This is a genomic window from Bacillus sp. es.034, assembly GCF_002563655.1.
In the GTDB taxonomy this organism is placed as follows: Bacteria; Bacillota; Bacilli; order Bacillales; family Bacillaceae_B; genus Rossellomorea.
Genome location: NZ_PDIY01000001.1, coordinates 3,418,654 through 3,433,715, shown reverse-complemented (window position 1 = coordinate 3,433,715; position 15,062 = coordinate 3,418,654). Strand labels below are relative to the sequence as shown.

At 42.9% G+C, this 15,062-nt stretch carries 19 protein-coding genes; all 19 read left to right on the top strand.

From position 1 onward, the window contains the following. Positions 1–9 precede the first annotated feature (9 nt). The 19 genes from fliF (at position 10) to fliR (ending at position 15,061) form a co-directional block, all read left to right on the top strand. Positions 10–1,608, top strand: a complete 1,599-nt coding sequence (gene fliF, locus ATG71_RS17495) for a flagellar basal-body MS-ring/collar protein FliF (RefSeq protein WP_098440778.1) — start codon at positions 10–12, stop codon at positions 1,606–1,608. An 11-nt stretch (positions 1,609–1,619) separates the two neighbouring features. Beyond that, on the top strand, positions 1,620–2,633 hold the full coding sequence (gene fliG / locus ATG71_RS17490; protein WP_034760239.1) for a flagellar motor switch protein FliG: 1,014 nt from the start codon (positions 1,620–1,622) through the stop codon (positions 2,631–2,633). After that, on the top strand, positions 2,626–3,399 hold the full coding sequence (fliH, locus tag ATG71_RS17485; protein WP_179886574.1) for a flagellar assembly protein FliH: 774 nt from the start codon (positions 2,626–2,628) through the stop codon (positions 3,397–3,399). The genes fliG and fliH overlap by 8 nt, the downstream gene beginning before the upstream one ends. Then, positions 3,396–4,715 (top strand): flagellar protein export ATPase FliI, encoded by a 1,320-nt coding sequence (gene fliI, locus ATG71_RS17480; protein WP_098440776.1) that lies wholly within the window; start codon positions 3,396–3,398, stop codon positions 4,713–4,715. The genes fliH and fliI overlap by 4 nt, the downstream gene beginning before the upstream one ends. Before the next feature lie 5 nt (positions 4,716–4,720). Continuing rightward, the gene (gene fliJ, locus ATG71_RS17475; protein ID WP_098440775.1) at positions 4,721–5,167 is read left to right on the top strand and encodes a flagellar export protein FliJ; all 447 of its coding nucleotides are present in this window, start codon (positions 4,721–4,723) and stop codon (positions 5,165–5,167) included. 4 nt (positions 5,168–5,171) lie between these two features. Then, positions 5,172–5,762, top strand: coding sequence for a MotE family protein (locus ATG71_RS17470; RefSeq protein ID WP_098440774.1), 591 nt, complete (start codon positions 5,172–5,174; stop codon positions 5,760–5,762). A 31-nt stretch (positions 5,763–5,793) separates the two neighbouring features. Then, positions 5,794–7,065 carry a flagellar hook-length control protein FliK gene (locus tag ATG71_RS17465; RefSeq protein ID WP_098440773.1) on the top strand — a complete coding sequence of 424 codons (1,272 nt, stop codon included), beginning with the start codon at positions 5,794–5,796 and terminating at the stop codon, positions 7,063–7,065. 8 nt (positions 7,066–7,073) lie between these two features. Continuing rightward, entirely contained in the window at positions 7,074–7,703 is a 630-nt protein-coding gene (flgD, locus tag ATG71_RS17460) for a flagellar hook assembly protein FlgD (protein ID WP_098440772.1), read from the top strand. A gap of 11 nt (positions 7,704–7,714) precedes the next feature. Next, a complete protein-coding gene (locus ATG71_RS17455; RefSeq protein WP_098440771.1) occupies positions 7,715–8,104 on the top strand; it encodes a TIGR02530 family flagellar biosynthesis protein in 390 nt (129 codons plus the stop codon). A 72-nt stretch (positions 8,105–8,176) separates the two neighbouring features. After that, a complete protein-coding gene (locus ATG71_RS17450; RefSeq protein ID WP_098440770.1) occupies positions 8,177–9,400 on the top strand; it encodes a flagellar hook protein FlgE in 1,224 nt (407 codons plus the stop codon). Between the two features lie 56 nt (positions 9,401–9,456). Beyond that, on the top strand, positions 9,457–9,672 hold the full coding sequence (locus tag ATG71_RS17445; RefSeq protein WP_098440769.1) for a flagellar FlbD family protein: 216 nt from the start codon (positions 9,457–9,459) through the stop codon (positions 9,670–9,672). An 11-nt stretch (positions 9,673–9,683) separates the two neighbouring features. Further along, the gene (fliL, locus tag ATG71_RS17440) at positions 9,684–10,094 is read left to right on the top strand and encodes a flagellar basal body-associated protein FliL (RefSeq protein ID WP_098441889.1); all 411 of its coding nucleotides are present in this window, start codon (positions 9,684–9,686) and stop codon (positions 10,092–10,094) included. Between the two features lie 29 nt (positions 10,095–10,123). Next, positions 10,124–11,122 carry a flagellar motor switch protein FliM gene (gene fliM / locus ATG71_RS17435; RefSeq protein WP_098440768.1) on the top strand — a complete coding sequence of 333 codons (999 nt, stop codon included), beginning with the start codon at positions 10,124–10,126 and terminating at the stop codon, positions 11,120–11,122. Continuing rightward, on the top strand, positions 11,115–12,275 hold the full coding sequence (fliY, locus tag ATG71_RS17430; protein WP_098440767.1) for a flagellar motor switch phosphatase FliY: 1,161 nt from the start codon (positions 11,115–11,117) through the stop codon (positions 12,273–12,275). The genes fliM and fliY overlap by 8 nt, the downstream gene beginning before the upstream one ends. 38 nt (positions 12,276–12,313) lie before the next feature. Continuing rightward, positions 12,314–12,676, top strand: coding sequence for a response regulator (locus ATG71_RS17425; RefSeq protein WP_034760212.1), 363 nt, complete (start codon positions 12,314–12,316; stop codon positions 12,674–12,676). Positions 12,677–12,699: 23 nt separating this feature from the next. Beyond that, entirely contained in the window at positions 12,700–13,338 is a 639-nt protein-coding gene (locus tag ATG71_RS17420) for a flagellar biosynthetic protein FliO (RefSeq protein ID WP_098440766.1), read from the top strand. Next, the gene (gene fliP, locus ATG71_RS17415; protein ID WP_034760209.1) at positions 13,331–13,996 is read left to right on the top strand and encodes a flagellar type III secretion system pore protein FliP; all 666 of its coding nucleotides are present in this window, start codon (positions 13,331–13,333) and stop codon (positions 13,994–13,996) included. The genes ATG71_RS17420 and fliP overlap by 8 nt, the downstream gene beginning before the upstream one ends. Before the next feature lie 14 nt (positions 13,997–14,010). Next, positions 14,011–14,280, top strand: coding sequence for a flagellar biosynthesis protein FliQ (fliQ, locus tag ATG71_RS17410; protein ID WP_034760208.1), 270 nt, complete (start codon positions 14,011–14,013; stop codon positions 14,278–14,280). 4 nt (positions 14,281–14,284) lie between these two features. Next, positions 14,285–15,061, top strand: coding sequence for a flagellar biosynthetic protein FliR (gene fliR, locus ATG71_RS17405; RefSeq protein ID WP_098440765.1), 777 nt, complete (start codon positions 14,285–14,287; stop codon positions 15,059–15,061). The last annotated feature ends 1 nt before the right edge of the window (position 15,062 follow it).

Here is a 15,062-nt window from a genome sequence, read left to right as displayed (position 1 = left end):
AGGATTGTAATGAATGAATCGTTTAAGAAATATACAGAGCAAATAAAGACTTATTGGACAAGTAGAACAAAAAAACAAAAAATCAGCATGGGAGCCATCTTTCTGATTGCCGTCATCCTGATCAGTGCGGTTAGTTATTTTTCAACGAGGACGACTCTCGAACCCTTATATAGCAATTTGTCACCTTCTGAAACGGGAACCATCAAAGAGAATCTGGATGGCAGGGGGATCCCTTCAGAAATTACCGATAGTGGATCGACCATCATGGTCCCTAAAGAACAGGTGGATACTCTGAAAGTTGAATTGGCTGCAGAGGGGATACCTAACTCAGGGAGCATCGACTATTCTTTCTTCAGTCAAAATGCCGGATTCGGAATGACCGATAATGAGTTCAATGTCATGAAATTGGACGCCATGCAAACGGAATTAGCCAATTTGATGAAGGGTATTGACGGGATCCAGGATGCAAAAGTCATGATCAATCTTCCTGAGAAACAGATTTTCCTAAATGATGATGTGCAAAATGCATCTGCCTCCATTGTCCTGGATACGAAGCCGGGTTTTACATTTGATCAAAAGCAAATCAAATCACTTTATCATCTTGTTTCGAAAAGTGTTCCAGACCTTCCTACTGAGAATATCGCCATCATGAATCAATATTTTGAGTATTTTGATTTAGAATCTCAAAATAATTCCACGGGAAGCGGGAATTTTGCTCAGCAAATGAATGTTAAGAAAGAAGTTGAGCGTGATATTCAACGTCAGGTTCAAAACATGCTCGGTACGTTGATCGGCTTCAATAAGGTAGTGGTTTCCGTCACAACTGATATTGACTTTACCCAGGAAAACCGCGAAGAAAACATTGTGACTCCTGTAGATGAAGAAAATATGGAAGGAATCGCAGTCAGTGCTCAGCGGATTACAGAAACGTTCTCGGGTGAAGGTGCTGCTCCTGGAGGGACACCAGGGGCCGGGGATGCCAACGAGCCGACAAACAGCGGTGTTACATACGGCTCCAGTTCAGAATCGAATGGTGACTATGAACGCATGGAAGAAACGATTAATAATGAAGTCAACCGGATCAAAAAAGAGATTGTAGAAAGTCCTTACAAGATTAGGGACCTAGGGATACAGGTCATGGTGGAACCGCCTGATCCCGAAAAAGAATCGTCCTTACCACAGAATAGGGTCGATGATATACGTCAAGTATTATCCACGATCGTACGCACGTCCATTGATAAGGAAGCGAACCCTGAACTCACGGATGACGCGATTGCAGAAAAGGTCGTCGTCTCGGTTCAGCCGTTCAATGGGAAAGTGGATGTTGCATCTGAAGAGAAGCCTGTCCTACCTTGGTGGACATATGTTGTGGGAGGCATTCTCCTTGTAGTGATTCTTCTTTTAGTATTTTTCTTATTACGGTCAAGGAAGAAAGAGTCGATAGAAGAAATGGAATATGAAGAAACAAGAGAGCCGGTCCAGATTCCGGATATTGAACCTAAAGAAGAGACAGAAGGTTCGATTCGCCGTAAGCAGCTGGAAAAAATGGCTAAAGATAAACCGGAAGAATTCGCGAAACTGTTACGCACCTGGTTAGCAGAGGATTAGGAGGAATGAACATGGTTAGAAGAGAGAAAGGTTTAACAGGTAAACAAAAGGCGGCCATCCTCCTGATCTCTCTTGGTCCTGATGTATCAGCATCCGTTTACAAGCATTTGTCGGAAGAAGATATCGAAAAATTAACATTAGAGATTTCCGGAGTGAAGAAGGTAGAAACGGAAGCTAAGGAAGACATTTTAGAGGAATTTCATCAAATCGCAATTGCACAGGATTATATCTCACAGGGTGGGATCGGCTATGCGAAGACGGTCCTGGAGAAGGCTCTTGGATCTGAGCAGGCTACAGCGATCATTAATCGCCTGACCTCTTCATTACAGGTCAAACCCTTTGACTTTGCAAGAAGAGCGGATGCAGCTCAAATTCTTAACTTCATCCAAAATGAACATCCTCAAACGATTGCATTGATTCTATCTTATCTTGATCCTCAACAAGCAGGTCAGATACTTTCAGAGCTTCCACAGGAAGTCCAGGCAGATATCGCGAGGAGGATTGCGGTGATGGATGGAACCTCTCCTGAAGTGATCAGTGAGGTGGAAGCGATCCTTGAAAGGAAGCTTTCAGCGACCGTCACACAGGATTATACACAAACCGGCGGGGTGGAAGCGGTAGTGGAAGTGTTAAACGGGGTAGATCGTTCAACAGAGAAGACCATCCTGGATGCCTTGGAGATCCAAGATCCTGAATTAGCCGAAGAAATCAAGAAGAGAATGTTTGTGTTTGAAGATATTGTCACACTCGATGGCCGTTCCATCCAGCGTGTGATCAGGGATTGCGATAATGAAGATCTGCTTCTCTCACTTAAAGTGTCAAGTGATGAAGTGAAAGAAGTGGTATTCAGGAATATGTCAAACCGGATGGTTGAGACCCTTAAAGAAGAAATGGAATTCATGGGGCCTGTCCGATTACGGGATGTTGAAGAAGCACAGTCACGGATTGTAGCAGTCATAAGAAGGTTAGAGGATTCAGGTGAAATCATCATCGCCCGTGGTGGAGGAGACGATATCATTGTCTAGGATCATAAAGTCTACCGTAGCTCAATCTATTGAAGACAACAGGAAAATAATCTCTCTTAAGAGAATGAAGCCGATGGAAGACGTATCCCCAGAGGAAGATAGGTTAACAGGGAATGCCTCGTTTCGAAGGGATCAAATCATAGAGCAAGCGTCCATTGAAGCAGAACGAATCATCCGTGAAGCAAATGAGGAGATTCGTCGCGAAGAAGAACGGTTGTTACTTGATAAAGAAAGATGGATAACAGAACGGGAGCAGCTTATGCAAGAGGCATATAATGCCGGATTCCTGCAAGGAGAGGAAGAAGGCAGAAAGAAAGGCTACCAGGAATATGAGAACAAGCTGCAGGAAGCAAACGAGATCACACAGAACAACAGGGAACAGTATGAATGTTACATCCAAAGGGCAGAGAAAGTCATTATAGATCTTGGGATAGCTTGTGCCGGGAAAATCATGAATCAAAAATTGAAGGATGAACCGGATCTATTCCTTTCCATCGTGGAACGGGGGCTGAAGGAAGTGAGGGATCTGCCTCATATCCAGATACATGTGCATCCATCGAGACATAAACTCCTTGCTGAGAACAAATCTGATCTCGAAGTCATGTTCCCAACTGATATTCAATGTTTCATCTATGCCAACGATGATCTCCTCCCAGAGGAATGCTATATTGAAACGAATCAAGGACGGGTCATTGTCAGTGTGGATTCTCAATTGAAAGAATTGAAGATGAAGCTCCACCACCTTCTCGAAGGTGATGTGCAATGAAGGCAGCAGATCTTATCTCTCAGATCCCCCATATCCCCACATTCAAGAAGTTCGGGAAAGTGAAACGGGTCGTCGGGTTGATGATCGAGTCTCAAGGTCCTGAAAGCTCTGTAGGTGAAGTGTGTCATATCCATATTTTCTCCCGTGGCAAACAGAAAGTGATACAAGCAGAGGTCGTCGGGTTTAATGATGATTTGGTGATCCTTATGCCATATACCAACATGCAGGATATCTCACCAGGCAGTTTAGTGGAAGCAACGGCAAAACCATTAGAAATCAAAATCGGGCCATCGTTAATAGGGAAAGTGATAGATTCCCTTGGCCATCCCCTTGATGGAAGCCAATTACCGTCGGGATTAAGCACTGCCTATACAGAACAGGAACCACCCAATCCGTTATCAAGGCCTCCCATTGATGAAAAAATGGAAGTTGGGGTAAAAGCCATCGACAGCATGCTGACCGTCGGTAAAGGGCAAAGGGTAGGAATCTTTGCCGGAAGTGGTGTGGGAAAAAGTACACTGCTTGGAATGATCGCCAGAAATACGAAAGCTGATTTAAACGTCATCGCATTGGTTGGGGAACGCGGCAGGGAAGTAAGAGAATTCATCGAAAGAGATTTAGGTGAAGAAGGATTGCAGAGAACGATTGTCGTAGCTGCCACATCCGACCAGCCTGCTCTTATGAGGATTAAAGGCGCCTTTACGGCGACAGCGATTGCGGAGTACTTCCGTGATAAAGGCATGAACGTCATGCTGATGATGGATTCTGCCACCCGGGTAGCCATGGCACAGAGGGAAATCGGGTTGGCTGTTGGGGAACCGCCAACAACCAAAGGCTATACTCCTTCTGTTTTTGCCATTTTACCCAAACTGCTCGAGAGAACCGGAACAAACCTCTATGGAAGCATTACGGCGTTTTATACCGTTCTCGTAGATGGTGATGACTTGAATGAACCCATTTCAGACACAGTGAGGGGGATACTCGACGGTCATATCGTTCTCGACCGGGAGATTTCAAATCGTGGCCAATATCCTGCCATTAATATCCTGAAGAGTGTCAGCCGGTTAATGAACCATCTCGCCACTAAAGAACATTTACAAGCTGCCACTAGAATAAGAGAGTTATTGAGTACCTATGTGAACTCAGAAGATTTGATTCAAATAGGAGCATACAAAAAAGGGACTTCCCGTGAAGTGGATGAAGCCATCAACTATTATCCGGGAATCATCTCCTTCCTGAAGCAGGGTGTCTACGAACAGATATCTCTATCCTCGAGTGTTGATGAGCTTATCAAGCTATTCGAAAAAGGTGGATGATCCGAATGAGTTATCAGTATAAATTCCAACGAATCTTAACATTGAAAGAAAAAGAAAAAGATGAAGTCCAGGAGATGTACAGGGGTTCCATCGAGAAGTTTGAAACCGTTGCGGGTAAGCTATACGAATGTTTGAAAAAGAAAGAAACCTTGGAGCTCCACCAGGAGAGTAAATTACAGGGAGGCTTATCTGTCCAGGATATCCGTCATCATCAACAGTTTATCACCAACCTTGAAAAGACCATCACTTATTATCAGGATCTCGTGATCCAAGCTAGGAATCGGATGAATTGGTATGAAGAAAAGCTGGTGGATATGAATGTAGAAGTAAAAAAGTATGAAAAGATGAAGGAAAAGGATTTAGAGCGGTTTCTTCAAAACATCCAATCGATGGAAAGTAAGCAGTTAGACGAAGTGTCAGTTGTTCAATATTTGAAACGGGGAGTTAGGTGATTTCATGGCAAAGGTAATCGAAGAGGAAAAGAAAGATTCGCACAATCGTTTTCAAAGATTCATCTTCATCATCGTCATTCCTCTCTTGTTTGCTATCACCTTCGCTTTGGTCATCATGACGTTTGCAGGAATCAATATCTTTGAAAAAGCGCAATCACTGGGATCGGAAATTCCTTTTTTGGCAAAGGTCGTCCCTTCAGATGATGGAGAGGACAGGAAACAATTACAGGAGAGGATCATTTCATTAAACGCTTCGATGGAAGATCAAGAAGCCAAGATTGCCCAGCTTCAAAATGAAATGGATAAAAAAGACAGTGATAATGAGCAACTTCAGGCAACCATCCAGCAGCAGAATGAGGAAATGAATGAATTAAGGCAGATTGGTGAAGACAACAAGCGGGCTTTTAAGGAGGTAGTCAGTACCTTTGAAGCGATGTCTGCGAAAAGCGCCGCTCCGGTTCTTATGAACATGGAAGATGAAGAGGCGATGAAGATCCTTTCAACTATAAAGCCAGATACGCTGGCAGACATTTTAGAAAAGATGCCGCCAAAAGACGCTGCAAGATACACAAGTCTTCTATCAGCGGAGGAATGATCAGTATTGTTTCTCTAAAGGAGGTGAAAGAATGGAAATCGGAATCCCTACACAAAGGCTAAACACTTCATCACCTGTATATAAGGAATCGAATCTTCCCAAAAGCGAAGTTGGCTTTTCACAGCACCTTTTGGGGTTTGTCGCCAACCAAAGCAGTGAGATGAAAGAAGTCAAATCAGTGGGTGCCCTGTCATTTCTCGAAAATCTTGAAGCGGTCCTTTCAGCTGATAAACTCGAGGATCTAGGCCTCACACAAGAGCAGTTGGATCAACTATCAAAAGTGAAAGAACTTAATGTTAATGAGATTGCAGACATTCTTGGCGTAAGTATTGATGGAATCACAACACTTTTTTCGGAATTTAAGTCAGTCATGTTCGGAACGGGTGCACCTGTCGATCCGGAGCAGGTTGAGGATGTTTATGAAGACCTTCTTGGGAATCTTCAACTATTACAGTCCGCTCTTACAAAGGATACCAACGCCGCAAAGTCTTCTGCAGAAAATTTATTGAAAGAATTAAATGGCCAGGGTCAAATAGATAGCGCCGTCAAATTGGCAAAGGTTTTAGACCTTTTTGCCCGTAACCGTGATATGCATGTCACAGATGCCTCGAAAGCAGCTGAGTTAAAAGAAGTGGTGAAGAATATTCAATCCGGGATAGAGGGTACCATACCAAAACTTGCACAAGCGGCAGGTGACTGGTCAAGGATTCTGAAAGAAGCTTATACGCGCCTGGTACCTGAAGAAACGATTGATCAGAATTCTGATATGCATGGCTCCACGGTCGAAAAGAAAGGAATGCAACCGGTACAGGGAACCAATCTTCACTTTGTTCTGCCTAAGGCTGAAACCTTTTCAATGAATCTATCATCGACCGGCCGCTCCCTTAAATATGAGCAATTTGTTAAAGAATTTCAGAACATCCTGGGTAAATCAAATATGATATCCCAACCAAATATGAGTAAGCTCTTAATTAAACTATATCCAGAACAACTGGGTTCATTAAGAATTGAATTGTTGCAGCAGAATGGGGTCATGACAGCGAAAATCCTTGCTTCCACCACAGGTGCGAAAGAAATGCTGGATTCACAGATTCATGGATTGAAACATGCTTTCAATGCCCAGAACCTGAACGTTGAGAAGATTGAAATATCACAGGCGTTCACGGAAACTGAGCGTCAGCATAAAGGACAATCCGGTCAGCAGTCCCGCGAGCATAAACAGCAACAATCCGAACAACATGGGTCGACCCGTGAAGAGGAGAGTCAATCCTTTAAAGATTATCTAGTAAATACTGAAATATAGGTGATGACATGACGAAAATAGATCCCAGTTTACTATATTCCACTGTTCAGACTAAGCGAGAATCAGGGGGCGATATTTTAGGGAAAGATGATTTCCTTAAAATCCTCATGACTCAATTGCAAAATCAAGATCCGATGAATCCCATGCAGGACAAGGACTTCATCGCACAAATGGCGACATTTTCTTCCCTGGAGCAAATGACCAACCTTACCCAGACGATGGAGAAGTTCGTGGATAATCAAAGTCAGACACAATTGATTTCTTATAATCAATTTGTAGGGAAAGAAGTGACCTGGCATAAGGTGATTGAATCTGAATCAGATGAGGTACCTGAAATTCAGGAAGGACAAGGACTCGTGAAGGGTGTCCGTTTTAAAGGTGATTCGGTTGAATTCATCATGGAAGATGGAACGATCTTGAATCCGGGGAATATTTCTCAAGTCAATTCTTCAGGAAGCGGAGAGTCATCTCTCGTAAGCGCATCCCTGCTAATAGGCAAGAAAGTGACATGGAGTGGGGAAGACGGGGAACTGAGCGCAGTGGTTCAATCCGTTTCGAAGAAGGATTCGCAAATATGGATTCATACCGATTCAGGTGAAAAAATCGCCAGTAATGCATTGTTGAAAATTGAATCGTAGGGAGTGGTTTTATGGAAAAAACGTTCTTTCACCGCTCACCGCAACCTATCACGTCTAATTATCATAGTAAAGCAGTCAATCGATCTGCCCGCTCTTCTACATCTTTTGCGACTCAATTGGATAAGGCGATCCAGGGTGTCCCTCCAATGGAAATCAGCAAACATGCAAAAAGAAGGATGGAGCAAAGAGGAATCTCGATTCCTTCTGAAACGTGGGAAAAGATAGGGGAGAAAGTGAAAGAAGCGAAGAATAAAGGTGTACAGGACTCACTGGTGATTCTGAAAGATGCCGCATTGATTGTAAGTGCAAAGAACCAGACGGTGATCACCGCACTCGACCGTGAAGAGGCAAATTCTCAAATATTCACCAACATTAATGGAACCATATTAATCGATTCATAGGCCGGACCTCGAGAAGGAAGCCTACCTGCTGTGGAATGACTGAAGCAGCACATACGAAAGGGGAAAACATTCATGCTACGTTCAATGTATTCAGGTATAAGTGGAATGAAAAACTTTCAAACCAAATTAGATGTAATCGGTAATAATATCGCCAATGTGAATACGTACGGATATAAAAAAGGCCGTGTCACGTTCCAGGATCTCATGAACCAAACCGTGTCCGGTGCCAGCAGGGCAACAGACAACCGGGGAGGTCAGAACGCAAAGCAAGTAGGACTTGGATCGTCATTATCATCCATCGATACAATCCAGACACAGGGAAGTCTTCAAACTACCGGACGCTCATTGGATGTCGCTATATCAGGGGATGGTTACTTCGTAGTGAGACAAGGAAATAATGAAATGTTCACGCGCGCCGGCAACTTTTACCTGGATTCTAACGGAAATCTCGTGACGGGTCAGGGGAATTTAGTTCAAGGGTACCCGGTTGATGCTGCCGGATTGGTCAATAAAAGCGGCGCTACGGATATAAAGATTGATACGAATACGACCATGGCTCCACAGGCTACAAGTAAGGCTACTTATAATGGGAATTTGAAGTCAAGTGCACCAATAGGCACAGAAGTTGAGCTAGAAACCAAAGTGAAGGATTCACTAGGTAAGGATATTAGTATTAAGTTATTAATGAATAAAACAGCTCAAAATACATGGGGAGTTACAATTTCCAGTCTTACAAATGATGTTACATTGTCTGCAGGGCAAACGACTTCTTTAAATTTCGACGCAGAAGGAAAATTAACTTCTCAAATGCCTTTTCCTATAACCCTAGATAACCAAACTGGTGGTAAAAAAATACAAACAATCGATCTTGATTTTTCCAAAATCACACAATTCGACAGCTCTTCCTCTGCCAATGTGGATACAGTTGACGGAAACTCAGAAGGGTATCTAGAAAGCTTTAATATCGGTTCTTCAGGTGAAGTAAATGGAGTGTTTTCAAATGGTGAAGTGAGAGTGTTGAGTCAACTAGCCCTTGCCACTTTTTCCAATCCAGGAGGGTTGACGAAAGCCGGGAGTAATCTGTTCCAGGCATCGAACAACTCAGGTCTTCCCAATCAGGGTGTAGCGGGGGATGGCAGAGGTTCCCTTCAATCCGGAGCACTTGAAATGTCCAATGTAGACCTCTCAGAAGAATTCACCGAGATGATTACAGCTCAGCGTGGATTCCAGGCAAACACACGGATCATCACAACGTCAGATGAAATCCTGCAGGAACTTGTAAACTTGAAACGTTAATTCCTTGAAAGGGAGGAAGGGAGTGGCTGAGGAGATCAGTCACTCCCAATAAATGAATGATTACATTGACCAGGCTGAATGGTAAAACGTTTACGTTGAATGCCCTATACATAGAAACAGTCGAAGCATTTCCCGATACTACCATTCTATTAACAAATGGTAGAAGGTATGTTGTGAAAGAATCAGTGGATGAGGTCAATTCCCGCTCACTTACCTTTTTTCAAAAAGTGAATCTGCTTCATCTGCCCCAGGAGGGAGGTAGTACAAATTGAAGAGTAAAACGATGACCATCATGATGATTTCATTGGTGACCATTACCCTCGTTGGTGTCATAGCACTGGTGGTATTGCTGAAGTTTTCCGGGGATGAGGAAGCGAAAGGTCCCTCCATTGAAGAAGTGATTGAAAACTCGGTGGACATACCTGAAATGACCACGAATTTATTGAGCAACGACTTTATTCGTATCTCATTTAAAATTCAAACGGATAGTAAGAAAGCGAAGAAAGAATTGGCGAAAAGGGATTTTCAAGTGAATAATATCATCATAGAAGAGCTTTCAGAATTGAAAGCAGAAGAACTGCAAGGAAAAAAAGGGAAAGAGTTGGTCGAGACAAAGGTTAAAGACAAAGTGAACTCCCTTATGCAGGAAGGCGCGGTAGAAAGAGTATATATCACCTCTATGATGATTCAATAAATAAGCCTGAAAGGTTTGGAGGTGAAGGGATGGCTAGTGAAATATTGTCACAAAGTGAAATTGATGCTCTGTTATCTGCCCTCAATACCGGGGAGATGAGTGCGGATGATTTCAAGAAAGAAGAAGAAGAGAAGAAAGTCAAAGTATATGACTTTAAGAGAGCCCTGCGCTTTTCAAAAGATCAGATCAGAAGCTTAACGAGGATTCATGAGAATTTCGCAAGGATTTTAACGACCTATTTCTCAGCCCAGCTAAGAACGTACGTTCAAATCAACGTTGCTTCTGCTGATCAGATCCCTTATGAGGAATTTATTCGTTCCGTACCGAAAATGACGATTTTGAACGTATATGAACTGCCGCCTTTGGATGGTAGGATCCTCATGGAAATCAACCCGAATATTGCTTATTCGATGATGGATCGGGTCATGGGGGGCAGAGGGGTCAGTGTCAATAAAGTGGAGAGTCTGACGGAAATAGAAACGAGAATCATGAGTCAACTATTTGAAAAGGCGTTTGAAAATCTGAGGGAAGCCTGGAGCACAGTGGTGGACGTCGATCCAATGTTCGCTGAATTTGAAGTGAATCCACAATTTCTGCAAATGGTCTCTCCCAATGAAACCGTAGTGGTCATTTCCTTGAATACAACGATCGGTGAGACCAGTGGAATGATCAATATTTGCATTCCTCACGTTGTATTGGAACCGATCCTTCCGAAACTATCCGGCAGTTATTGGATGGAATCAAAGCGGAAAGAAAGCAACCCTGAAGAAACCGCTCAGCTGGAGAGAAGAATCAAGAGGGCACAAGTTCCGATCGTAGCAGAATTGGGACAATCAGACATCACCATAGAGGAATTCCTTATGCTTTCGATTGGTGATGTCATTGAAATGAACACACGAATCGATGATCCATTAACTATTAAAATAGGTGAGATTCCTAAATTCACTGCACAGCCTGGTAAATCAAATAAAAAAATGGCCGTGCAAATTTTAGATTCGTTGAAAGGGGGAGACGACGAAGATGAGTGATATGTTATCGCAAGATGAAATAGATGCGTTACTCCGTGGTTCTGCAGAGCCTGAAGAGAAAGTAGAAGACCGCAAAGAGATTAAGATGAGTGATTATATCAGTTCCATCGAAGAAGATGCTTTGGGAGAAATCGGGAACATTTCGTTTGGAAGTTCTGCAACAGCACTTTCCACCTTATTAAATCAGAAGGTGGAAATTACGACACCTAAAGTTACCATCATCGATAAGAACTATTTAGAAGAGGAGTTTCCTCATCCTTATGTAGCCATTCAGGTTCAGTATACCGAAGGGTTCTCCGGTGTGAATTTGCTCGTGATCAAACAATCGGATGCATCCATCATTGCCGACTTGATGCTTGGTGGGGATGGAAGAAACCCATCCGGGGATCTCGGGGAAATTCAGCTCAGCGCTGTACAGGAGGCCATGAATCAGATGATGGGTTCTGCTGCTACATCCATGTCGACTGTATTCAGTAAGAAAGTGGATATTTCACCTCCATCCATTGATCTCATGTACATTCCCCAGGGAGAAGGGGAAGACAATCTTCCGGATCAAGACCTGCTTGTTAAAGTATCATTTTCGTTGAAAATTGGAGATCTGATTGATTCTAATATCATGCAGCTCCTTCCGCTATCCTTTGCCAGAAGCTTAGTGGATGAATTGATGAATGGCGGTGCCACAGAGGAAGTGGCGGCAACATCTGCGCCGAGTATGGTGGAAACACCGGGTGCCGTTCCTGAACCGGTATATAGTGGGATCCCTGAAAGTACGAACGCGCCTCACCAGTCTCACCCTCAGCATCTTGGGGGACAAAGCGGACAGACTGAACCCGTTCATGTACAACCGGCTACATTCAGCAGTTTCGAGCCTGCCGCACTGGGACAGCAGGAAAGTAAAAATTTAAATATGCTATTGGATATTCCACTACAAGTAACGGTGGAGCTCGGAAGAACAAATCGTTCAGTCAGAGACATCCTTGAATTATCGTCAGGTTCGATCATCGAACTTGATAAGTTAGCGGGAGAGCCGGTCGATATCCTTGTGAACAGCCAGTTGATGGCCAAAGGGGAAGTGGTTGTCATCGATGAGAACTTCGGTGTCAGGATCACCGACATTGTTAGTCAGAGTGATCGGATTAAAAAACTAAAATAATAGAAGATTATTATTAGAGATAATGGAGGATGAGGGTAATGGCGAATAAGATTTTAATTGTAGATGATGCAGCCTTTATGAGAATGATGATTAAAGATATTTTAACGAAAAATGGATTTGACGTAGTAGGGGAAGCAGCAGATGGAAGTCAGGCTGTGGATAAATATAAGGAGTTAAAACCCGATCTTGTGACGATGGATATTACCATGCCTGAAAAAGATGGGATAGCTGCCTTGAAGGAAATCAAGTCGATTGATGCCTCTGCGAAAATCATCATGTGTTCTGCCATGGGCCAACAAGCAATGGTCATCGATGCGATCCAAGCAGGTGCGAAGGATTTTATCGTCAAGCCGTTCCAGGCTGATCGTGTAATCGAAGCAATCCAGAAAGCGTTAAGCTAACAGTTAATAAGAAGGTGCATGTGTTGAAAAAGTTTCAAATTCTATTTGCAATATTGCTTTTCATCTTCACGGCAGCCGCCGGGGATATGAAAGCATTTGCTGAAGTGAATAATGTGAAAGACTGCATTGAGCATCCTGATACATGTGAGGGGCAGCAAACGAATGAAGTGGAAGGTTCTGAATCAGGACTGTCCACTTCCGTTACGTTTTTAGATTACCTCAAGATGATCGTTGCCCTTATCTTTGTAGTGGCACTCATATATTTTTTATTAAAGTTCATTAATCAAAAAGGAAGATCATTTCAACAAACAAAATTGATCAATCATTTAGGCGGGACCCCACTTGGGGGGAACCGTTCAGTACAGATCGTAAAGGTAGGCAAACAGGTATTGGTCCTGGGTGTGGGCGAAGATATTCAGCTATTGAAAGAGGTAAGGGATGAAAAGGAAAAAGAAGAGATTCTTTCCTATTATGAAGAATCCCAATTTCCCGATACTAAATCTGCCGTTTCAAGTTTGATGAACAGAGTCAAGGGATCTTCGCCGAATAAGACGGAAAGGTCCTTTCAAGCTCAGTTGAAATCACAGCTTGAGGAAATGAACAAGGGTAGGAAGAAGATGCTCGAGGAGTTAAAGAATAAGGGGAAACAGTCAGATGAATGAATTCATGGAGTTTTTCAATAGTAGCTCAGCGGATGATGTGTCGACCAGTGTAAAACTGCTGTTACTATTTACCGTCTTATCCCTTGCACCCAGTATCCTGATATTAATGACATCCTTTACCCGGATCATGATCGTCCTGTCCTTCGTCCGTACGTCCCTTGCCACTCAGCAAATGCCACCGAATCAGGTGTTGATCGGACTTTCTTTATTTCTTACTTTCTTTATCATGGCTCCTACATTCCAAGAGGTGAATGATGAAGCGTTGACACCTCTATTTAACGAAGAGATCAATCTGGAAGAAGCATACACGAAAGCTTCGATTCCTTTTAAAGAATTTATGAGTAAGCAGACGAGACAGAAGGATCTGGAATTGTTTTTGGAATATTCAGGGGCCGATCGTCCCGAATCAGTGAAAGATATTCCTCTCACATCCTTAGTGCCGGCTTTCGCATTGAGTGAGATCAAGACGGCTTTTCAGATAGGGTTTATGATTTTCATCCCATTTTTGGTCATCGATATGGTCGTAGCAAGTGTCTTGATGTCTATGGGGATGATGATGCTGCCACCTGTCATGATTTCATTGCCGTTCAAAATTTTACTATTTGTTTTAGTGGATGGATGGTATTTAGTAATAAAATCTCTTTTACAAAGTTTTTAAGTAGGTGAGTTACCATGAATGCTGAATCCGTAATTGCCATAGCAGAGAGGGGTATCTACGTTACACTCGTGGTGTCAGGCCCATTGCTGCTATTGGCCCTGGTTGTCGGATTGATTGTCAGTATTTTTCAAGCGACAACCCAAATTCAAGAACAGACACTTGCATTCATTCCGAAAATAGTTGCCGTGCTGATTGGCATCGTATTCTTTGGGCCTTGGATGTTAACGAAGCTTGTGACATATACTTCGCAGATTTTTTCAGATTTAACAAGGTTCGTAGGGTAGTAGAATGGAAGAGCTTGTACCTATACTATCGGTATATCTACTCGTTTTTGTGAGGGTTTCGGCGTTTTTTGTCACAATGCCGCTGTTTTCATATCGAAATATACCTGCACAGCATCGTATCGCCTTCTCAGTGGTCCTATCATGGGTCATGTACTATACAATCGACTCAAAGGCATTTGAAATCAACGGACAATACTTCCTTTTGATCATGAAAGAAGCCATGATCGGTCTTTTGATCGGTTTTGTTGCCTACATGATTGTAACGGCTATTCAAATAGCAGGGGGCTTCATTGATTTTCAAATGGGATTTGCCATTGCGAACGTGATCGATCCTCAAACGGGAGCCCAAAGTCCTTTGACGGGACAATATTTGTATACATTCGCCCTATTATTATTACTCGCCCTTAATGGTCATCATTTACTGCTCGATGGGATTTTTTACAGCTATCAATTGATTCCGATTGATTCTCCCTGGATTCCTTTTGGAAATGAGAACTTAATCGATTACGTTATTACATCCTTTAATTCCATGTTCATCATCGCATTTCAGATGTCCATCCCTGTCGTTGCGACTCTTTTCCTTGTAGATGTGGCATTAGGAATCGTAGCGCGGACCGTACCCCAGTTGAATATCTTTGTGGTGGGGTTTCCCATAAAAATCGGGGTAGCCTTTATTGTATTATTCATAGTCATGGGGGTTACATTTACGGTCATGCAGAAATTGTTTGAAATGATGTTTGTAACCATGAGGGATTTAATGAAAATTATTGGAGGCACCTAAA